This is a genomic window from Devosia sp. LjRoot3 (assembly GCF_964252865.1).
GTDB lineage: Bacteria > Pseudomonadota > Alphaproteobacteria > Rhizobiales > Devosiaceae > Devosia.
The window spans coordinates 430,222-451,120 of the sequence record NZ_CAXUPK020000003.1 but is presented as its reverse complement, the minus strand read 5'-3'; the positions used below and the strand labels follow the sequence as shown (position 1 = coordinate 451,120).

General features: G+C 63.0%; 17 protein-coding genes. 6 read left to right on the top strand and 11 right to left on the bottom strand.

The window, feature by feature from the left end; genetic code table 11:
* Window positions 1–171 precede the first annotated feature (171 nt).
* Complete coding sequence (locus ACSQ2A_RS13225) at window positions 172–1,512, top strand: sensor histidine kinase (protein WP_436072607.1); 1,341 nt, start codon at window positions 172–174, stop codon at window positions 1,510–1,512.
* A gap of 5 nt (window positions 1,513–1,517) precedes the next feature.
* Window positions 1,518–2,423 carry a diacylglycerol/lipid kinase family protein gene (locus tag ACSQ2A_RS13220; RefSeq protein WP_295414733.1) on the top strand — a complete coding sequence of 302 codons (906 nt, stop codon included), beginning with the start codon at window positions 1,518–1,520 and terminating at the stop codon, window positions 2,421–2,423.
* A gap of 21 nt (window positions 2,424–2,444) precedes the next feature.
* Here the strand turns inward: ACSQ2A_RS13220 and ACSQ2A_RS13215 are convergent, their stop codons facing one another.
* The 8 genes from ACSQ2A_RS13215 to ACSQ2A_RS13180 form a co-directional block, all read right to left on the bottom strand.
* Entirely contained in the window at window positions 2,445–2,867 is a 423-nt protein-coding gene (locus ACSQ2A_RS13215) for a hypothetical protein (protein WP_436072606.1), read from the bottom strand.
* A 14-nt stretch (window positions 2,868–2,881) separates the two neighbouring features.
* On the bottom strand, window positions 2,882–3,247 hold the full coding sequence (locus ACSQ2A_RS13210) for a DUF883 family protein (protein ID WP_295414730.1): 366 nt from the start codon (window positions 3,245–3,247) through the stop codon (window positions 2,882–2,884).
* Window positions 3,248–3,432: 185 nt separating this feature from the next.
* Window positions 3,433–3,591 carry a DUF3309 family protein gene (locus tag ACSQ2A_RS13205; protein ID WP_084587687.1) on the bottom strand — a complete coding sequence of 53 codons (159 nt, stop codon included), beginning with the start codon at window positions 3,589–3,591 and terminating at the stop codon, window positions 3,433–3,435.
* A 101-nt stretch (window positions 3,592–3,692) separates the two neighbouring features.
* On the bottom strand, window positions 3,693–3,860 hold the full coding sequence (locus tag ACSQ2A_RS13200; RefSeq protein ID WP_295414728.1) for a hypothetical protein: 168 nt from the start codon (window positions 3,858–3,860) through the stop codon (window positions 3,693–3,695).
* A gap of 114 nt (window positions 3,861–3,974) precedes the next feature.
* The gene (locus ACSQ2A_RS13195; RefSeq protein ID WP_436072605.1) at window positions 3,975–4,853 is read right to left on the bottom strand and encodes a transglutaminase family protein; all 879 of its coding nucleotides are present in this window, start codon (window positions 4,851–4,853) and stop codon (window positions 3,975–3,977) included.
* A 2-nt stretch (window positions 4,854–4,855) separates the two neighbouring features.
* Window positions 4,856–7,267, bottom strand: a complete 2,412-nt coding sequence (locus tag ACSQ2A_RS13190) for a circularly permuted type 2 ATP-grasp protein (protein WP_436072604.1) — start codon at window positions 7,265–7,267, stop codon at window positions 4,856–4,858.
* Window positions 7,268–7,272: 5 nt separating this feature from the next.
* Window positions 7,273–10,608, bottom strand: a complete 3,336-nt coding sequence (locus ACSQ2A_RS13185; protein ID WP_436072603.1) for a DUF2126 domain-containing protein — start codon at window positions 10,606–10,608, stop codon at window positions 7,273–7,275.
* 104 nt (window positions 10,609–10,712) lie between these two features.
* Window positions 10,713–11,462: a FadR/GntR family transcriptional regulator gene (locus ACSQ2A_RS13180; protein WP_295414720.1), complete on the bottom strand. Its 750-nt coding sequence runs from the start codon at window positions 11,460–11,462 to the stop codon at window positions 10,713–10,715.
* A 480-nt stretch (window positions 11,463–11,942) separates the two neighbouring features.
* Between ACSQ2A_RS13180 and chvE the strand changes: the two genes are divergently transcribed.
* The 3 genes from chvE to mmsB all read left to right on the top strand — a co-directional run bounded on the left by chvE (window position 11,943) and on the right by mmsB (window position 16,070).
* Window positions 11,943–13,010, top strand: a complete 1,068-nt coding sequence (chvE, locus tag ACSQ2A_RS13175) for a multiple monosaccharide ABC transporter substrate-binding protein (protein WP_436072829.1) — start codon at window positions 11,943–11,945, stop codon at window positions 13,008–13,010.
* A gap of 253 nt (window positions 13,011–13,263) precedes the next feature.
* Window positions 13,264–14,796, top strand: coding sequence for a multiple monosaccharide ABC transporter ATP-binding protein (mmsA, locus tag ACSQ2A_RS13170; protein WP_295414717.1), 1,533 nt, complete (start codon window positions 13,264–13,266; stop codon window positions 14,794–14,796).
* A complete protein-coding gene (gene mmsB, locus ACSQ2A_RS13165; RefSeq protein WP_436072602.1) occupies window positions 14,793–16,070 on the top strand; it encodes a multiple monosaccharide ABC transporter permease in 1,278 nt (425 codons plus the stop codon). Before mmsA ends, mmsB begins: the two co-directional genes overlap by 4 nt.
* 57 nt (window positions 16,071–16,127) lie before the next feature.
* On the opposite strand, the gene ACSQ2A_RS13160 is transcribed toward mmsB, so the two are convergent.
* Together ACSQ2A_RS13160 and ACSQ2A_RS13155 are read right to left on the bottom strand one after the other, a co-directional pair.
* Window positions 16,128–16,532, bottom strand: coding sequence for a VOC family protein (locus tag ACSQ2A_RS13160; protein WP_436072601.1), 405 nt, complete (start codon window positions 16,530–16,532; stop codon window positions 16,128–16,130).
* Between the two features lie 56 nt (window positions 16,533–16,588).
* On the bottom strand, window positions 16,589–17,014 hold the full coding sequence (locus tag ACSQ2A_RS13155) for a VOC family protein (RefSeq protein WP_436072600.1): 426 nt from the start codon (window positions 17,012–17,014) through the stop codon (window positions 16,589–16,591).
* Between the two features lie 72 nt (window positions 17,015–17,086).
* On the opposite strand from ACSQ2A_RS13155, the gene ACSQ2A_RS13150 reads away from it, so the two are divergent.
* On the top strand, window positions 17,087–17,779 hold the full coding sequence (locus ACSQ2A_RS13150; RefSeq protein ID WP_436072599.1) for a helix-turn-helix transcriptional regulator: 693 nt from the start codon (window positions 17,087–17,089) through the stop codon (window positions 17,777–17,779).
* Between the two features lie 5 nt (window positions 17,780–17,784).
* Here the strand turns inward: ACSQ2A_RS13150 and ACSQ2A_RS13145 are convergent, their stop codons facing one another.
* Window positions 17,785–20,898: an efflux RND transporter permease subunit gene (locus ACSQ2A_RS13145; protein WP_436072598.1), complete on the bottom strand. Its 3,114-nt coding sequence runs from the start codon at window positions 20,896–20,898 to the stop codon at window positions 17,785–17,787.
* Between the last annotated feature and the right edge of the window lies 1 nt (window position 20,899).

The window sequence follows — 20,899 nt, the reverse complement described above, 5'->3', positions numbered from 1 at the left end:
CCTCATTGCTGCCATTGCAGCATGGCAAGCGGAAGACATACCATAAGGGGCCGTCGGGCTTTTGGCAGGGGTCGGAAAGAGACGGTGTGGATGAGTGTGGTGGCACAGCGAGTGGCGGGCGTACAGACGCCAGTTTTAGGTCGGCGAACGGCAAGACGCATCGCCATATGGGTGTCGCTTGTTCTTGTTTGCCTCGCAGCAGTGGTGTCGCTGCTGCTCATGCAGGGCATGGATCGGCAGCTTCGCGATATCACCGATACCTATGCGGTTCGCGATACCGCAAGGGAACTCGTCAATGTCATGAGCCAGGCCGAGGCCAGCCAGCGCGGCTACATGCTGACGCGCGATGCGCAACTGCTTGAGCCCTACCATGCCGCCGCGGCGCACGTGGATGCCTATGTGAAGGCACTGCTGGAAATGACCGCCGAAGATGCGGCCCAGGCAGAACGTGTGCGTTCCATCACCGGGGATATTGCCGGCAAGATGGCCGAAATGGCGCGCACCGTGGAACTGGTCGCCACGGCGCGGCAGGAAGAAGCGCAGAGCCTGATCGAGACCGGAATGGGCGTTCGCCTGATGAGCGAAGTCCGCGATACTCTCGAAGCCTTCATCGCCGAAGAAAACCAGAAGCTCGCGCTGCGCAACGAGGGGATTGATCGCTCCCGCATCTGGCTTGTGGGAACGATTATCGCGGCGCTCGCAGCGGCCGTTTGTCTTGCCTATGCCCTGATGGCCCGCACGCAAAGGCAGGTTAGCGCCATGGCTCAGCGTCATCGTGGCCTCATTAACCAGAATGAAGCGCTGGAAGCCGAAATTGTCGAGCGTACACGCGCTATCGAAGAGGCTCGGGCCCATGCCGAGCGCGAACGGCAGCGCGTCGAGGCGCTCTTGCAGGACACCAGTCACCGGATCGGCAATTCCCTGGCGACGGTGTCATCGCTCCTGGCGCTGCAGCTCATGCGCACCCGGTCTGCAGAAGTGCGCACGGCCCTCGAAGCGGCGCGGCTCCGTGTGCATGCCATCGCTTCGGCGCATCGTCGCCTGCGTCTCGGCGACGATATGGAATCGGCCAGTGCCGAGGAGTTTTTGAGCGCGGTCCTTGAAGACATCGCGATGACTCAGACCGATTCAGGGCGCATTGCCATCGAGGGCAAGATCGAGAGTATCGAAGTCAGCGCGAGGGATGCGACGACGCTCGGCATTCTGGTTGGCGAGTTCGTGACCAATGCGCTGAAACATGGTTTTCCCGATGGTCGCCATGGCCGTGTCGAAGTGGCGCTGTTCCGCGATGAAGCGGGGGTGCCAACGCTCAAAGTCTCGGACAATGGCGTAGGTCTGCCGGAAGGGCAGGAGGAAGGCGGGCTTGGTTCCGTCATCATCCGGCAGCTCTCGGGCCAATTTGGCGGTGAACCCGTCTATGTGAGCGTTCCGGGTGAAGGCGTCACCATTTCTGTCTCCCTGCCGGCGCTCGATAGAACACCGGCTCCGCCCAGCCAGTCGGCCATGGAGTGATCCACATGCGCGTTGCCGCGATCTTCAATAGCGATAGCGGCACCTTGCGCACCATGGATCTCGATGCATTCTGTGCTGAAGCGGTGGCCGTCTTCGCCGAGGCCGGGCACGAGTTGCAGTGTCACGTTGTGAGCGGAAGCGAAGTCCTTGCAACAATAGAGAAATTTTCCGTCGATCCCGATATTGAGGCCATGATTGCGGCCGGCGGCGATGGCACCATTTCCTCGGCGGCCGCGATCGCGCATCGCACCGGCAAGGTGCTCGGCATATTGCCCGCCGGCACGATGAACCTCTTTGCCCGTGCCCTCGGCGTGCCGTCCGATATTCGCAAGGCGCTTCACGCGGTGGCAAAGGGAACTGTGGGCCAGGTTGACCTGGCGACGGCCAACAATCAGCCCTTCGTGCACCAGTTCGGTGTGGGTATTCATGCGCGCCTGGTGCGGATCCGTAACGGAATGGCCTATAGCAGCCGGGTGGGCAAAATGCTGGCCAGCCTGCGCGCCATTGCCGCGGCGGCGCTCAATCCGCCTCGCTTCGAAGTTGAATTTGAAGATGATTCAGGCCGTCAGAAGCGGATCGTCTCCGGGATTGCGGTCTCCAACAATCCGCTCGACGATGGACCGGTGCCGGTGGCGCAACGCCTCGATACCGGGCGGTTGGGCATCTATTTCGCCGGTACGGTGACAACGGGCGAACTCATCAGCCTCGTCATCGACGTACTGGTTGGTCGCTGGCGCGCCAATCCGCAGGTGACGGAACTGGAAAGCGAGAACCTGATCCTCCATTTCCCCAAGCGGAAGCGGGAGGTTCATGCCGTGATCGACGGCGAACTGATCGAGCTCGAACGCGATGTCGAACTCACCATCCTGCCGCAGGCGCTGTCAGTCATTTTTCCAGCGAAAGACGTGTAAAAAACTCGTGGCGGCGAACCGTCACGAGTCAGGGGTATCCTTGTCCCGCAGCAGAACCAGAGCCGCCAGGGCAGCCGCCGGAATGCCCAGCTTCACGAGCATGGGCGAACGCGTAAGCAGGGGCAGTGCTGTCAGGGCCGCTGTCGTGAGGAAAGCCCCGGCGTCACTGGAACGCCTGCGCTCGGCCAGACGCTTGCGACGATTGCTCTCGCTGATGGCAAGGCCGATGTAGACGATCAGCGCGATGGCGAGAAAGCTGCCGGCGAGGATCAGCGTGGCCGTCAACGGGCCTACGAGGTCGCTGAGTGCGATGTAGCCCGCGGCGATGAGGAAGCCGAGGCCGATCACCACGCAGACGAGGATCAGCGCATAGACGATCGCCAGACCCTTTACGCGTTGGCTGAGCCCCTCGACCTCAAGGCCGAGGAGTCCTGCAAGAGGCATCAACAGGCCAAGCATCAGCGCGTCAGCAGGGCCAGCACGAAACCGATACCGAGGGCGGTGGCGACCGCCGTCAGAGGTTTTTCCCGGATCGTGTCCTTGAGCTGCTGTTCGTATTCGCCAGCCTGATCCTGCGCTTCTTCCACCATGTGCTGGCCGCGCTTCTTGAGATGGCGAAGCTCGGCCTCGGCAATATCGCGGACCTCGCCGGCTTTCTCGCCCGTCAACTTGCGAAGGGTCTCGGTGATGGACTTGAGATCGGACTGGAGCTGGGCGACCTGGGCCTCAAGCTCCTGCTCGCGCGTCTTGGCCGCCGGCCTGCGGGAACCTGCATTGCTGCTCTTGCGGGTCGTGGTGGGCGCCATATCAGTCGTCGAAGCCATGGGTACACTCCTGTTTGGTGAACGGAAAACGCCTGACGCGGCAGCCGGTTCCGCCGCAATCGCCGATGAAAAAGAAAGCCCCGACGCACGACGTGCATCGGGGCGAGGGGCGAACCGAAAGGGGGGCGTCTGCCGGTTCGCGAGGGCACGGAACGCCTGGAGCGCGTGCCTTTATTGCGGTGATGCTAGACCCGTCCCATGAGGACCAGGATCAGCACCACGATGAGTACAACGCCCAGAATGCCGGAGGGGAAGTAGCCGAAGCCGCGGGAGTAACCCCAGCTCGGCAAGGCACCGATCAGCAGCAGGATGAGGATGATGATGAGAATTGTACCGAGCGTCATGGAGCTACCTCGACTTCTGTATCCCGGCCCTGATGCCTCGATCTTTCGAGATGGGCCGATTGTTGTTGTCTTTTGCGGTCAGTCGGCGCGAGAGAAAGCGACTAGAGCAGGGCAACAAGCAGCGCGGTGGCCGTCGCCAGGATCAGCGCCGCTGGCAGCAGTGCGCGGACGACTTCGCCGAAATGCGGGGAACTGTCGTAGACTTCGTTCGACCACACAGCGGTAGAGCGGCTTGCATGCTCGAGGGCCCTGATTTCAGCCTGGGTCATCTGTGCCTCCAACACTCCGCAAGTGGCGGAGTTCTCAGTCAAATTGCCCGTCGCGGGCGGCATGACAGACAAACGGCGAGGTGCAGATTTGGTTCCAGCGGCGCGAGCGAGCCGCTATTCGACCTTGATGACGTCTACGGACTGGCGTGTTTCATGCGAGCCGTGAGTGCGTAGTACGCCGACGATCGGCGAGATGTCCGCATAGTCGCGGCCGTGGCCGATGGAGATATGGTCGCCGCCGGCAATCATGGCATTGGTGGGGTCGAACTCGACCCAGCCGGTGTGGGCGCCACACCAAACGCGCACCCAGGCATGCATGGCGTCGGCCCCTTCGAGCCGCGCCTGACCAGCGGGCGGGATGGTGCGGAGAAAGCCGGAGACGTAGCCGGCCGGAATACCCATGCCGCGCAGGCCGGCGATCATGACGTGGGCAAAGTCCTGGCAGACGCCCTTCTTCAGCGAGAACGCCTCGGCGGGCTTGGTTTCGACGTCGGTGGCCTTGGGGTCGTATTCAAAATCCTTGTGGATGGCGAGGCAGAGCGCCATGGCCTTGGCGAGGACGGTTTCGGCCTCTGCAGTCTCGCTCTCGGCATATTCGGTGATTGCGGGCACGATCTGCACGCGCGGCGAGGCGGCGAGGAAATGCTGCGGACTATCGGCTTCGACCGACCAGTAGCGGGCGACTTCAAGGCCAAGCTGGTCGAGGGAGGCGGAGAGGTCCGCAGGATGGGCAAGGTCATCCACCTGAACCCGAGCGGTCAACCGCACTTCGAGCTTTTCGTGCGGCTCGACGAACGTGACGTCGCTGACCGTATTGCCGAAAAAGTCGACGAAGCTGGTCAGACGATGCGGCTTCGGCGAGAACGAAAGGGACGAGGCAATGACCCTCTGAACGTTCGGTACTGTCGTTGGGGCGACGCGAATATGGTGACGTCCGCCGTGAACGGGCGCGTCATAATCGTAGGTCAGGGTCAGGCGAACATCGTAGAGCATGGTCAGGTAAAATAGTGCGCAGCGATGAGACTGGCGAGGAGGCCGATCTCTCGGGAGATTTCGTCGAGCTTGTCCGGCGTCATGGATTCTGGCTCGGCAGTGATGAGGCGCGTCTGCAATTGCAGGGCGGCCTTGGCGACGCTGGAGAGTTGGCCGTCACGGATGCCGCCGGGCAGGGTTTCGAGTTGGGCGCGCAGTTCAGTAAGCTGGAAGAGGACCGAGCGCGGGTTGAGCGGGTCGAGGACCAGCAGATCGATGGCGCTCTGCGTGCCCGCCGTCACCGAATAGCGGCGGCGATGGGACATGACGCTGTCGCCGATTTCGAGCAGCATTTCGAGCGAACCGTCCGGGGCATCGTCGCCCGTCAGCCAGCCGGTGATGCGCGCGATCTGAATAGCGCGTTCGAGGCGGCGGCCGATTTCGAGGAAGCGCCAGCCGGCAAACCGGTACATGTTTTCGTGCACGAGACCCGAGAAGCCGGCGAGCTTGCGCAGGAGCACGGTCATGGCCCGTGTGGCGTCGTCGCCGGTTTGGATGCGTGTCGCAAAACGCTGTGCGGTCTTTTGCAGATCGTTGAGCGCCAGCCAACCGTCGGGCGAGAAGCGATCTCGAATCTGGCCGGCGCTATGAACAGCGCTGTCGATCGACATTAGCAGACCCTGCGGCATGGCCTCGGTTACGTCGACATCGATGCTTTCGAGGAACTCTGCGCAATGGGTGAGGATCGGCAGATCGGGCTTTGAGAGTTCGGCGAGGCGCGCATTGTAGGCGCGCAGGATGCGGACCGTCGCTTCGCAGCGCTCGGCATAGCGACCGAGCCAGATGAGATTGTCGGCGGCGCGGCTCGGCAGGCTGCCGGGCGAATTGCGGACGAGCCGGTCGCCTTCTTGGGGTAGGAGCGAAACCTGCTCGACCGGGGTGGAGGACACCACCCAGACGTCGGCTGCCTGGCCGCCGCGCTGCATGGCGAGGGCGGTGGTATCAGGCGTCGAGCCGACGCGGGCGAAACCGCCGGGCATGATGCTCCAGCCGTTCTCGGTGCGTGCCGCAAAAACGCGCAGGGTGATCGGCCGCGGTTCGAGTTTGCCATCGGAATAGACCGGGGCGGTCGAGAGGCGCACGGGCTCCTGGCCGACATAGTCGCGGCCATGGGTGGCGATGCGATCCCTAAGCTGGGCCTTTTGGGCTGCGGTCATGCTCGCGCCGAGTGCTGTGCCGCGCAGGTCGTCGAAGGGCAGGGTTGTTGCAAAGGCCGGCCCGATCATCAGGTCGTCGAAATTGTCGAGCACATATTCGCGTTCGGCCGCCTGGCCGCACCACCAGGTGGCGATCTCGGGCAATTCGAGGCCGGTGCCGAGCAGGTGCTTGCAGAGCCGCGGCATGAAGGCAGCGAGGGCGCGGGTTTCGAGAATGCCGGTGCCCAGGGCATTGATCATGGAAATCGAGCCCGAGCGCACGGCCTCGACCATGCCGGGGGTGCCGATGCGGCTGTCATAGCGCAGTTCGAGCGGGTCGACGAAACTGGCATCCATGCGGCGCCAGAGGACGCTGACAGGCTTCAGGCCGGCGACGGTGCGCACCATGACCTGGCCGTCCTCGACGACGAGGTCTTCACCCTCAAGCAGCATAAGGCCGAGATAGCGGGCGATATAGGCGTGCTCGAAATAGGTCTCGTTGAGTTGGCCTGGCGTCAGGATGCCGACGCGGCCGCCGTCGCGCTTGGCCTGGACGAACAGATGGTCGCGGAAATCCCGGAAAAAGCCGGCGAGGCGATGGATATTCATCTCGCCATAGACATCGGAAAGCGCGCGCGTGGTGGCGACGCGGTTTTCAAGCGCGAAGCCGGCGCCGGAGGGCGCCTGCATGCGATCGCCCAGCACCCACCAGGCGCCATCGGGGCCGCGGCCGAGTTCGAAGGCGCAGAAATGCAGGAAGTGGCCGCTGGCGGGTTTGACGCCGACGAGGGGACGCAGGAATTCGTTGTTTTGCGCGACCAGTTCGGGCGGCAGGAGGCCTTCCTGGACCAGGCGGTTGTCGCCGTAGATGTCGCCGACGATGTTTTCCAGCAGCTCGGCGCGCTGCACGAGGCCCTTGGAAATGGTCAGCCATTCGGCTTCGTCGATCAGCAGCGGGATATGGGCCAGTGGCCAGGCGCGCTCTTTGCCCTCGGCACCGTCATATTTGCGATAGAAGACGCCGGCATCGCGCAGATATTGGTCGGCGCGCTCGAAACGGGCTGCGAGTTCGGTCGAGCCCAGCGCATCGAAAGCCGACATGAGGCGATCCCAGCCCGGGCGGAGGGCGCCGTTGGGGTCGATCATCTCGTCGGGGACGCCCGGCAACAGGTGATAGTCCGAGATGATGCTCGGACCTTCTGGAGGGGCGCTGCGGGATTCGGAGTTCCGCTTGATCATGGTGTTCAGGTGAACCGGGGCGGTCGCCGGAGGTCAAGCGTCAGCGGGAATTCGTCCGCTGGCTGCTCCGGGCGGTAGGGATAGGTGCCGGGCGTATAGTTGTGCGGCACGAAACGCGCAAGGCGCCGTGCCTCTGCCTCGTTGCCGTTGACGGGGAAAGTCTCGTAGTTGCGGCCCCCAGGATGGGCGACGTGATAGGTGCAGCCGCCGATCGGGCGGCCGGTCCATTTGTCGTAAATATCGAAGACCAGCGGGGCGTGCACGGGCATGACAGGGTGCATGCCAGAGGCCGGCTGCCAGGCCTTGAAGCGGACGCCGGCGATGGAGGTGCCGGCTGTGCCGGTTGCGGCGAGCGGGGCCGGGCGCTGGTTGCAGGTGACCGTGTAGCGGTCCGGATTTGGCGCAGTCAGCTTGACCTGCAGGCGCTCGATGGAGCTGTCGACAAAGCGCACGGTGCCGCCGATGGCGCCTTCCTCACCCATGACGTGCCAGGGCTCTAGTGCCTGGCGCAGTTCGAGTTTGACGCCTTCCACCTCGACTTCGCCGCAGAAGGGGAAGCGGAATTCGAGTTGGGCTGCGAACCAGGCGGGGTCGAAATCGAAGCCCGAACGCTTGAGATCGGCGAGCACACCCAAAAAGTCCTGCCAGACGAAGTGGGGTAGCATGAAGCGGTCGTGGAGCGTCGTGCCCCAGCGGACGAGGTCGCCCTGCGCGGGCTCGCGCCAATAGCGGGCGATGAGGGCGCGGACGAGCAATTGCTGAGCGAGGCTCATGCGGGCGTTTGGCGGCATTTCGAAGCCGCGGAATTCGACAAGGCCAAGCCGGCCGGTGGGGCCGTCGGGCGAATAGAGCTTGTCGATGCAGATTTCCGAGCGGTGGGTGTTGCCGGTGACGTCGGTGAGAAGATTGCGGAAGAGGCGGTCGACGAGCCAGGGCAAAGGCGGCGCGCCTTGGCCGGGCGCATAGACCTGTGCCATGGCGATTTCGAGTTCGTATAGGCTGTCGTGACGGGCCTCGTCGAAGCGCGGGGCCTGGCTCGTGGGGCCGATGAAAAGGCCGGAGAACAGGTAGCTCATCGAGGGATGGCGCTGCCAGTGAAGGATCAGCGACTTCAGTAGGTCCGGCCGGCGCAGGAAGGGGCTGTCGTTCGGCGTGGCGCCGCCGACGACGACGTGGTTGCCGCCGCCGGTGCCAGTGTGCTTGCCATCGAGCATGAACTTGTCGGCGCCGAGACGGCTTTGGCGAGCCTCTTCGTAGATTGCCGCAGTGGTGGCGACGCAATCGTCCCACGTGGCGGCGGGGTGGATGTTGACCTCGATGACGCCCGGATCGGGGGCGACGCGGATGACGTTCAGGCGAGAATCGTGAGGCGGCGCATAGCCTTCGAGATGAACGGGCTGGCCGATTTCCTTGGCTGCGGCTTCGGTGGCCGCGACGAGTTCGAGATAATCTTCGAGGCGCTCGACCGGGGGCAGGAAGATGCAGAGGCGGTGGTCGCGAATCTCTGCGGTGACGGCAGTGCGCACTTCGCCTTCGATTTCGCTGATGACCTGTTCGGTGCGGTCCTGCTGTTCGCTTGAGGCGGTGAACGACGAGGCGGTCTGCTGGCGTGCGTCTGCCTTCTCGCGGAAAAGTAGCTCTTCCGGGTCAGGCAGAGGGGCTCGCGGGGCGGCGGGATCTAGTGGAACGACATGGGGATAGGATGTCGGCTTCAGGTGCTTTAGCGAGGCCAATGGCAGGCGGTAGCCGGCAGGGCTGTCGCCGGGGGCGAGGAAGAGTTTACCGCGCCGTGTCTTCCATTTTTCGGTCAGCCAGGGGCTTGAAGCCGCAGCGTTCCAGCGCTGGACCGGGAGGACATAGCCGGTGGGGCTGGTGAGGCCGCGCTCGAAGACGCGGGCGATGCGCGAGCGGGCTTCGGGGTCGGCGAGCTCGGAATTGGCGGGGTCAACATTGGCCGGGAGCCTGGCTTCCTTGAGGAGCCACTCGCCGGGGTCTTCATAGGCTTCGTCGATGGTTTCGCCGGTGAGGCCGAGATTCCGGGCGAAGGATTCGAGGAATTTGCGGGCGTCTTCGTGGGTAGCGGTGGTCTTAACGCCTTCACGGGCAATGAGTTTTTCGTCTTTCCAGACCGGCTTGCCGTCGAGGCGCCAGTAGAGGGAGAAAGTCCAGCGGGGCAGGGTTTCGCCGGGGTACCACTTGCCTTGGCCGTAATGCAGCATGCCTTGCGGGGCGAAGCGGCTGCGGAGGCGGCGGATGAGGTCGTCGGCGAGGCGGCGCTTGGTGGGGCCGACGGCGTCGGCGTTCCATTCGCCGGCTTCAAAGTCGTCGACGGAGACGAAAGTCGGCTCGCCGCCCATGGTCAGGCGGACGTCTTCAGCCTTCAGAATAGAATCGACTTCATGGCCTAAACTATTGAGGCGGTTCCAGCTTTCGTCCGAGAATGGCTTGGTGATGCGCGGATGTTCGGCGACGCGAGTCACCTTCATGTCGAAGTTGAAATCGACCTCGGCATAGGAGGCGAGGCCGGAAATCGGGGCGGCATTGCGGTAATGCGGGGTGGCGGCGAGGGGGACGTGGCTCTCGCCGGTCAGGAGCCCGGAGGTGGGGTCGAGGCCGACCCAGCCGGCGCCGGGGAGGTAGACTTCGCACCAGGCGTGGAGGTCGGTGAAATCGTGGTCAGTACCGACAGGGCCGTCGAGTGAGACGAGGTCGGGCTTGAGCTGGATCAGATAGCCGGAGACGAAGCGTGCCGCAAAGTCTAGGTTTCTCAATGTGTTAACGAGAAGCCAGCTCGAGTCGCGGCATGAGCCTTGACCATTGGTCAAGGTTTCCTCGGGCGTCCAGACGCCGGGCTCCATGCGGACGATGTAGTTGATCTTCTGCTGGAGCGTGGCGTTTAGCTCGGTGACGAAGGTCACGGTGTTGCGCGGGCGCCGGTCGATAGTATCGAGGAACCTTTGCAGGGCGGGAGTAAGTTTTTCCGGGACGCGGTAAATCGAGAGGTCGGCGCGGATATCTTCGGAATATTCGAAGGGCCAGGTCTCGGCCGATTCCTCGACGAAAAAGTCGAAGGGGTTGTAGACCGTCATGTCGGCGATGAGGTCGACTTCGATCTTCAGCTCGGTAACTGGCTCCGGAAAAACGAAGCGTGTCAGGAAGTTACCGTATGGGTCTTGCTGCGTGTTGACGAAGTGCAGATCCGGCGCGACCCGCAGGGAATGGCTCAAAACCTTGGTCTTGGAATGGGGCGCCGGCTGCAATCGGATGATCTGCGGGCCGAGGACAACGGGGCGATCGTACTTGTAATGGGTCCGGTGATAGATTGCGGCTTTGATCGACATTCGAACGCGTCGCTCGCTCCATGGCCACAGATATTCAGCTTCCCGAGAAGGAGCTTAGCGGTGATTCAGGGGCTTGGATAGGCGGTGAGTTCGCTAGCAGACTGTTAGCTTCGAACGGGTGATTGGGCCATTTTGGTTACGGCCATGCGGATGTCGCGCTCGGTGTCACGCAGATGCATGCGCATGGCCTCGGCGGCGGCCCTGCCATTGCCCTCGCGGATACAGTCGAGAATGCGCTGATGGGCGGCGATGGTGTCCTGTGGCGTGTGGCCACGATCGGCGTGGCCGCGCTGGCTGATGAAGAAGCCTTCGCGCAGCGGCACGGCCATGGCTTCGAAGAGATATCCGAGAACACGGTTACCGCTGGCGAGGGCGACGGCTTCGTGAAAGCCGAAGTCGTAGGAATGGAAGTTGGCTTCGGCCGCCTCGTCTGCGAAGTCGGGAGAATCACCAACGGAGTCGCGCATGCCCTGGAGGGCATTTTCGATGGCGACGATGCCGGCGCGGTTCGCTCTTTTGGCTGCAAGTGTCGCCGATTGAACTTCCAATGACAAACGTACCTCAACGAGGTCGAAGAGGCCCTTTGGATCGGTCCTTACGATGGATGTCAGGAAGTCGGTGAAGGCGGAGCCGTCGGGCTCGCGCACCATGGCGCGGCGGCCTCTTGCAAGCTCCAAAAGTCCCCGGCCGGCAAGGAGTTTTACCGCTTCGCGAATGGTCAGGCGACTGACCGAATAGCGCTCCGCAAGCTCGGCCTCGCTGGGTAGGCTCTGGCCCGGTGCCAGCTCTCCCAGGATCAGTTGCGCCAGATCATCGGCAACAGCGCTTGCAGCACTGCCGTGATCGGAGCGCATGTCTCCACTCAAACTCACCACAACTCCTCCCGAGGTATCTGATACCTTTGACTCTCGCTGACCGTTTGCCGGTTCATAATGGCGAGAGGGTGTCCTCGATTTTTCTAAGGTTAGCGACTGAAACGAAAGTCAGCAACCGCCTGAAAGCGGGCGTTCTACGCTCAAGTTTATATCTTCGACAATCGAAAAAATAACCTTTCACCGCTTTGCCCTGCTTTACACGCATATCTGATTATCCTAGTTTGCGGGCCGTGGTTCCCGGGAGGGCCAAGGCGGCATCAAGCCGTCGAGCAGGAGGACATCATGCAGTTCCATTCAAAGCTGCCGGCGCCAGGCCGGCGGGCAGAGTAGAGCGTCGTTTTCCGGGTGAGCAGGATTTGCTCGGAAGGGGATGCAGGAACCAATTGGCCTGATCGGCAGAAACCACGACGAACACATCAATCACCTCGAAAAATCTAAGGGAGTCGAGACGTGAAGGTTCTGAAATCAATTGCGACGCTGCTTGCTGCCGGTGCCCTGATGGCCACCGCCGCAACCGTTGCCTACGCCCAGGACAAGGGCGCTATCGGCATTGCCATGCCGACCCAGTCGTCGCTCCGCTGGATTTCCGACGGTAACGAGCTGAAGACCGCGCTCGAAGGCAAGGGCTACACCGTCGACCTGCAGTATGCAGAAGACGATATCCCGAACCAGCTCGCCCAGATCGAAAACATGGTCACCAAGGGCGTGAAGGCTCTCGTGGTCGCCTCGATCGACGGCACCACGCTGTCGGCGGTGCTGCAGCAGGCTGCCGATGCCGGCATCAAGGTTGTCGCCTATGACCGCCTGATCCGTGAATCGGGCAATGTCGACTACTACACCACCTTCGACAACTTCCAGGTGGGCGTGCTCCAGGCAAACTCGCTGGTTGCCGGTCTCAAGGAACGCTTCCCCGACACCAAGCCGTGGAACGTTGAACTCTTCGGCGGTTCGCCGGACGACAACAACGCGTTCTTCTTCTATGACGGCGCCATGAGCGTCCTTCAGCCGCTGATCGACGCTGGCGACATCGTCGTCAAGTCCGGCCAGCAGGGCATGGAAACCGTCGGTACCCTCCGTTGGGACGGTGCTGTCGCTCAGGCTCGCATGGACAACATCCTGTCGGCCAACTACTCGGACGGCTCGCGCGTCGACGGCGTGCTGGCTCCCTATGACGGCCTGTCGCGCGGCATCATCTCGTCGCTCCGCGGCGTTGGCTACGGCTCGGCTGACCTTGCATGGCCCGTTGTCACCGGTCAGGACGCTGAAGCTCCGTCGGTGAAGGCGATCATCGCCGGCGAACAGTACTCGACCGTCTACAAGGACACCCGTGAACTGGCCAAGGTCACTGCTGACCTCGTCGACACCGTTGTTTCTGGCGGTACGCCGGAAGGCCTCGACACCACCACCTATGACAATGGTGTCAAGGTTGTGCCGTCGGTCCTCCTGACCCCGTACTCGGTTGACCTGACCAACTACCAGGCTCTGGTCGTTGACTCGGGCTACATCAAGCCGGAAGAACTGCAGTAAGCCCTTGTGGCAAAACAAATTTGGGGCTCCGCGGCAACGCGGGGCCCCTTCGAGATTTTAGAGCTCGGGTTTGAGGCGCGTCTGGCAACGGACAGCCACAACCACCGGATGTCACCCCAGCCCACGGACCAGGTCCGGGGGTAAACTGCGGGGGTCCATCCCGAGATCTCAAGATGGGCCCCGGCCGGTGCCGGGGTGACAATCGAGGGTGAGTGACGTCAGTGTCACACGCTCAGGAAGAACAGGGCCCAGTATGTCCAAGACTATTCTTGAGATGCGCAACATCACCAAGACGTTCCCCGGCGTTAAGGCGCTGTCGGACGTCAATCTCGACGTGCAGGAAGGCGAAATCCACGCCATCTGCGGCGAGAACGGGGCGGGTAAATCCACCCTGATGAAGGTGCTGAGCGGCGTCTATCCCCACGGCTCCTATGAGGGGCATATCGTCTACAAGGGCGAAGAGCAGAACTTTCGCTCCATTCGCGACAGCGAACACAAGGGCATCGTGATCATCCACCAGGAACTCGCCCTGGTGCCGCTGCTCTCGATCGCCGAAAACATTTTCCTCGGAAACGAGCAGGCCAAGAACGGCGTGATCGACTGGGACGAGACGCGCGATGGCGCGCGCAAGCTCCTGGCGATGGTTGGCCTCAGCGAAGATCCCGATACGCTGGTGACCAATATCGGCCTTGGCAAGCAGCAGCTTGTCGAGATCGCCAAGGCGCTCTCCAAGCAGGTGCAGCTGCTCATTCTGGACGAGCCGACCGCGTCGCTCTCGGAAAAGGACAGCCAGGCGCTTCTCGACCTGCTGCTCGAATTCAAGAAGCAGGGCATTACCTCGATCATCATCAGCCACAAGCTGAATGAGATTTCGCGCGTTGCCGACCGCGTGACCGTGATCCGCGACGGCCGCACCATCGAGACGATGGATACCAATGACATTACCGAAGACCGCATCATCACCTCGATGGTGGGCCGGTCGCTGGAAGACCGGTATCCGAGCCGCGAGCCGAAGATCGGCGACGTGGTCCTCGAGGTGAAGAACTGGTCGGTCTACCACCCGCAGCACCGCGAGCGGCAGGTGATCAAGAATATCGACATCAACCTGCGCAAGGGCGAAGTCGTCGGTATTGCCGGCCTGATGGGCTCGGGCCGCACCGAATTCGCCATGAGCCTCTTCGGCAAGTCCTATGGCCAGAAGATTTCAGGCGAAGTGTTCAAGAACGGCCGCAAGATCGATGTGGCGAATGTGGGCAAGGCCATCGCCAATGGCATTGCCTATGCCACGGAAGACCGCAAGAACTACGGTCTCAACCTGATCGACCACATCAAGCACAATACCACGATTGCCAACCTCGCCGGCATTTCGCGCTGGGGCGTGATCGACGATCTGGCCGAACTCGATGTGGCCAACGACTACCGCAAGAAGACCAATATCCGGTCTTCGAGCGTCTATCAGGTGACGGGCAACCTTTCTGGGGGCAACCAGCAGAAGGTCGTTCTCTCCAAGTGGCTCTATGCCAATCCCGAAGTGCTTATTCTCGACGAGCCGACCCGCGGCATCGACGTGGGCGCCAAGTATGAAATCTACACGATCATCAACCAGCTCGCCGCCCAGGGTAAGGCGATCCTGGTGATCTCTTCGGAAATGCCCGAACTGCTCGGCATTACCGACCGTCTCTACGTAATGAACGAAGGCCGCATCGTGGGCGAAATGCCCACCAGCGAGGCGAGCCAGGAAAAGATCATGCGCTCCATCGTGCGCGCTGAAGGAAAAGCATCATGACCGTTCACACTGCACCGACCGGCACCCCGGCCGATCAGGCCAAATCCAGCGAGCTCAGCTTTATCGGGGCCCTGCGCGCCAATATGCGCGACTATGGCCTCTTGCTGGCGCTTATCCTCATCATGCTGTTTTTCCAGTATTTCACCGCTGGCGTGCTGTTCAAGCCGGTGAACCTGACCAACATCATCCTGCAGAACAGCTACATCATCGTGATGGCGCTGGGGATGCTGCTGGTGATCGTGGCCGGCCATATCGACCTGTCGGTCGGCTCGGTTTCGGGCTTTGTGGGCGCGCTCGCCGCCATGCTGATGGTGGGCTGGAAGTTCCCGCCGGAACTGGCTTTCCTTGCTCATCCGATCGTGGCCGGTGCCATCTGTCTGCTGGCAGGCGCGGCCATCGGCGCGGCGCAGGGCTATCTCATCGCCTATCACAAGATCCCCAGCTTCATCGTGACGCTGGCCGGCATGCTGATCTTCAAGGGTCTGTCGCTGGCCATTCTCGCGGGCAAGTCGGTAGGCCCGTTCCCGACCGAGTTCCAGCTGCTGTCCGCCGGCTTCATTCCCGACCTGATCGGGCCGACGACGCTCCCCTGGCTCGCCGAAAACGGCCAGAACGTCGTGCTGCACACCACCACCATGGTCATTGCCATTCTGGCGGTTGTCGGCTCGGTGTTCTTCTCGATCCGCACCCGTGCCCGTCGTCGCGCTCGCGGCTATGACGTCGAGCCGTTTAGCCTGTTCGTGGTGAAAAACCTCGTCATCGCGGCGCTGGTGCTGTTCTTTGCCTATATGCTCGCTTCCTATCGCGGCCTGCCGAACGTGCTGGTGGTGATGGGCGTGCTGATTGCCTTCTTCGTGTTCCTCACCAAGCGCCTGACCTTTGGTCGTCGCATCTATGCACTGGGTGGCAATCTCAAGGCAGCAGCGCTTTCGGGCGTGAAGACCGAACGCACGACCTTCTACATCTTCGCCATCATGGGTGCGCTTGCTGCCCTTGCCGGCATGATCTATGCCGCGCGCCTCAATTCGGCGACGCCGAAGGCCGGCCAGGGTCTCGAGCTCGACGTGATCGCGGCCGTGTTCATCGGCGGCGCTTCGGCGCTGGGTGGTGTCGGCCAGGTGGCGGGTGCTGTGATCGGTGCTTTCATCATGGGCGTGATGAACAACGGCATGTCGATCATGGGCGTTAACATCGATTGGCAGCAGATGATCAAGGGCGTCGTGCTGCTCGCAGCCGTGTTCTTCGATCTCTACAACAAGAACCGCTCGGCTTAAGTTTTTTGCCGACGAGTTTGGGGCCGCCGGAGCGATCCGGCGGCCCTTTTTGTTTTCCTACTTTGCCGCCTCGCCGCGGACGCAGGCTTCGATGTTATTGCCATCGGGATCGAGGACGAAGGCGCCGTAATAGTCGGGGACGCCATCGCGGGGGCCGGGGGCGCCGTTGTCGGTGCCGCCGTTTTCGAGAGCAGCCTTGTAGAAGGCGTCGACCATGGCTTTGCTCTCGGCGCGGAAGGCGACGTGCATCTGGTTGATGCCGGCGCGCGAACCTTCGATCCAATAGGAGGGGCGGGTGGTGCCGACCCAGAGATAGGCGATCGGCTCTTCCTTGCTCTTGCCGAAGAGAAAGCTCTCTTCGCTATTGCTGATCGTCTGGAGGCCGAGCGCGGCGGCTATGGCGTCGTAGAAGCGCCGGGCCTTTGCTAGGTCGGTGACGATGATGCCCGTGTGGTCGAACATGGTTCAGCTCCCGGTTGGTTTTGAGGCCGAACGCTGCGGGCTCGTCGCCGTTCCGATCAGGCTTGGGTGTATTCGACAGCGAGGTCAACCACGAAGGTGACGCCGAAGCGATCGCGGACCATGCCGTAAAGCGGGGACCAGGCGGATTTGGCGAGGGGTACGATGACGGTAGAGCCTTCGATCAGCCTGGCCCAATAGGCGGACAGGTCGTCGGCAGACTTGCCGCGCACCGAGACGAAGACGGGGTTTGTGCCGGCATCGTAGGGTTGGCTCGAGGGCACGTCATAGGCCATGACGCGAAAGCCTTCAGGGGAGGCGACCTGGCCCCAGAGGATCTGGTCGGCCTCGGCGGGGTTCTGGACAGCGTGGGCATCCTGATAGGTGACGGCGGTGAGCGTGCCGCCGAAGACGGATTGGTAGAAGGCGAGGGCGGCGCGGGCCTGGCCGCGGAAGTTGAGGTGGGTGGTGGTTTCGATGCTCATTTGAGGCTCCTGCTTGCCGGTTGGCAGTGACTGGTATAGCGAGGGGCAACTGCCAGTTTTCGACAGTTGGAAATGGCCCGATCCGATCGACTTTTGCGCCTGTTGCAGGCGATGCGCGTATTGCCCGCGCCGCTTACTGCCAAGCGATTGGCGGAGGAGACGGGCGTGTCGCTGCGCTCGCTCTATCGCGATGTCGACAGTCTTCGCGCGGCGGGAGCGCGGATCGAAGGCGAGCGGGGCTATGGCTATCGGCTGGTGGAGGATTTTGCCCTGCCGCCGCAGACACTGACGCGTTCGGAAATCGAGGCGCTGGTGTTGGGTCTGGCCGAGGTGCGCGGCATGGGCGATGCCGCGCTGGCGGGGGCGGCGGTATCGGCACTGGCCAAGATCGCGGCGACGCTGCCGGATGAGGCCGAGCAACAGGCAATGCATGCCGTGTCGCATGTGTTTCGACCGCAGGCGCGGGCGCCGCTGGCAATCGATCTCGAAAAGCTGCGCGAGGCGGCTTGGCGGGAGCGGGCGGTGGCGGTTCGCTACACCGACCAGAACGGGGCGGAGACCGAGCGGGTCATCTGGCCACTGGCGATCGTCTATACGGAGCGGACGCTGTCAGTGCTGGCCTGGTGTTGCCTGCGGCAGGATTTTCGGATTTTTCGCGGGGATCGGATCGCGAGGGCTGAGGTGACAGCCGAGAGCTTTCGGCCGCGGCGGGTGGCCTTGCTGCGGGACTATCTGGCGCAGTTGCAGGGACGCAGCCGAGAATAGCAGTGTTACTCCGCGGGCTCGGGCCTTGTTTCCATGTTGTCCAGTTCGCGCTCCAGCTTGGCTTCTTCTTCGGCCTTGGGGGTCGAGAAGCGGGCGAGGAGGAGGTAGGCGACGGGGGTGAGGTAGAGCGTGGCGATGGCCGCGAAGCCGAGGCCGCCGACCATGACCCAGCCGAGAGCGGCGCGGGCTTCGGCGCCGGCGCCGGAGGCGAGGACCAGGGGGACGCCGCCAAGGATTGTGGCGATCATGGTCATCACCACCGGGCGCAGGCGGATGTTGGAGGCCTGTTCGATGGCTTCGGCGACGGAGAGGCCGCGGTCGCGTAGCTGATTGGCGAATTCGACGATGAGAATGCCGTTTTTGGCCATGATGCCGACGACGAGGACCAGGCCGATCTGGCTGAAGATGTTGAGGCTGCCGCCGGTGAGGAGGATGGCCCAGAGACCGGCCGCGACGCCGAAGGGGACGGTGGCCATGACGATGATGGCGCTCCAGAAACTTTCGAACTGAGCGGCTAAGACGAGGAGGATGATCACCAGGGCGAAGCCGAAGGTGAGGAAGAGGGCGTTGTTGGCTTCGCCGATGGTCTTGGCTTCGGCAAGCGGCAGGATGGACGTGCCCTGGGGGAGGAGAGGCGCGGCGATCTTTTGGAGTTCATTGAAGGCATCGCCGAGGGCGAGGCCATCTTCGAGGCTGGCGGTCACTGTGACTGCGCGGCGCTGCTGCTCGCGTCGGAGCGAGGGCGGGACGGGCGCTTCCTCGATGGTGGCGATGGTCGACATGGGGACGTAGCGGCCGTCGCCGGTGCGGACGAAGAGGGTTTCGAGATCGCGCGGGTCGTTGACGGGGTTACTCGTCGAGAGCATGCGGATCGAATAGCTCTCGTCGTTGATGAAGATGGTGCCGACATCGGAACCGTCGATCATGGCCTGCATGGTGGGGGCGAGGCCATTGATGTCGATGCCAAGGGAGGCGGCTCGGGCGCGGTCGACGGTGAGGGTGAGCTGGGGCTGGCTGGTGTCGAAGTTTACGGAGACGCGGCCGAAGCGGCCGTCGGCTTCGAGGGCCTTGGCGATGGTGTCGGCGGTCGCGGCGAGGACGGTGTAGTCGGAGCCGGCCACGGCGAATTGCAGGCCGGAGCCGCCGCCGCGGATGCCGAGGCTATTGCCCTGGCTGACCGAGGCGCGGACGCCCGGGACCTGGGCCATCAGCCCGTTGATCTCCGAGGCGATCTGCTGCTGGCTGCGCTCGCGTTCGCCCCAGGGGGCCAGGGTGAGCGTGATGGAGCCGCCATTGCCCCAGCCGGAGAGCACGAAGACCGAGCGCACTTCGCCTGATTCCACATAGGGCTGCAGCATGGATTCGACCTGGCCGAGACGGGTGCGGACGAAATCGAGGCTGGCCGTGTTGGGGGCGTTGATGCGCAGGTTGATAGCCGAGCGATCTTCGGAAGGGGTGATCTCCTGACGGAGGCCGCCATAGACGTAATAGGCGGAGCCGGCGAAGAGCAGGGCGAGGAGGATGACGACCACGGGATTGCGCAGGGCCACGCGCAGCGTCACGCGATAGAGGCCGGCGAAGAAGCGGCCGATGGCGCCGAAGGGGCCACCAGTGTGTTCCTTGTGATCGTTTTTCAGCAGGCGTGAGGCGACCATGGGGCCCATGGAAAGCGCGACGACGGCCGAGAGCAGCACGGCGATGGCGAGGGTGAAGCCGAACTCGCGGAAGAGACGACCGGTCTGGCCTTCGAGGAAGCTCAAGGGGACGAAGACGGCGACGAGGGTGAGCGTCGTGGCGATGACGGCGAAGAAGACTTCCTGGGTGCCGAGCACGGCAGCGGCACGGGGGCCGGCGCCCATATGTTTGCGGCGCATGATGTTTTCGAGGACGACGATGGCGTCGTCGACGACGAGGCCGGTGGCAAGGACCAGGGCGAGGAGGGTGATGATATTGAGCGAGAAGCCGGCCAGATACATGCCGGCGACGGCGCCGAGCAGGGCGATGGGCATGGAAATGGCGGGCACGATGATGGCGCGCCAATCGAGCAGGAAGAGATAGATGATGCCGATGACGACGACGAGGGCGACGATCAGGGCGATCTCCACCTCGTGCAGGGCGCCTTCGATGAAGACGGCTTCGTCGCTGGAGATCTTGACGGTGACGCCTTCGGGGAGGGTGTCGTTGAGGCTTTCTACAGCCGCGTGGACGGCGTGGGAGATCGAGACGGAGTTGGACTGGGCCTGACGGACTATGCCAAGGCCGATTGCGGGGCGGCCATCGGCGCGGATGGAAGAGGTGCTGGCGGCGGCATCGAAGACGACGCTGGCGACATCGCCGAGGCGCGTGCGGCCATTGATGATGATCTCTTCGAAATCGCTGGGCTCGGTAATTTCGGAAATGGCGCGGACAGAGATGTTCTGGTTGGGGCCGTTGATGGAGCCGGCGGGGGAGTCGAAGGCGATGGTGGAGAGGGCGTTGCGGATATCGGCGACGGTGAGGCCGTGGCTGGCGAGTTTTACCGGATCGATGTCGACTTCGAAGGACGAGGTGCGGGTGCCGTAGACCTGCACTTCGGCGACGCCTTCGACGGCAGCGAGGCGCTCGGTGACGATGCCGTCGACCAATTCGCTGAGGTCGGCGATGCTGAGACTGTCCGAGGTGACGGCGAGCTGCATGATCGGCTGAGCGTCGCTATCGGCCTTGAAGATGGTGGGGGCTTCGACGCTGTCGGGCAATTGGCGGGTGACACGGCTCAGGGCGTCGCGCACGTCGGAAGTGGCGATATCGAGATTGGTGCTTTCGGAGAATTCCAGCGTGACGCGGCTTTGGCCGACCGAGGAGCTGGAGGAAATGGCGGTGACGCCCTGCACGCGGGCGACGGCGCCTTCGACAATGGCGGTCACCTCGCGGTCGACGGTTTCGGCGGCGGCGCCGGTAAACGTGGTGGAGACGGAGAGGACCGGGCTTTCGACGCGGGGGAGTTCGCGCACTTCGATGCCGAGGAGGGCGGCGAGGCCGGCCACCAGGATGAGAGCATTAATGACCACGGCCATGACCGGGCGGCGGACGAAGAGCGTTGCCAGTGCGCCGCCCCGTTCATTCTTGCTGGCAATGGACATG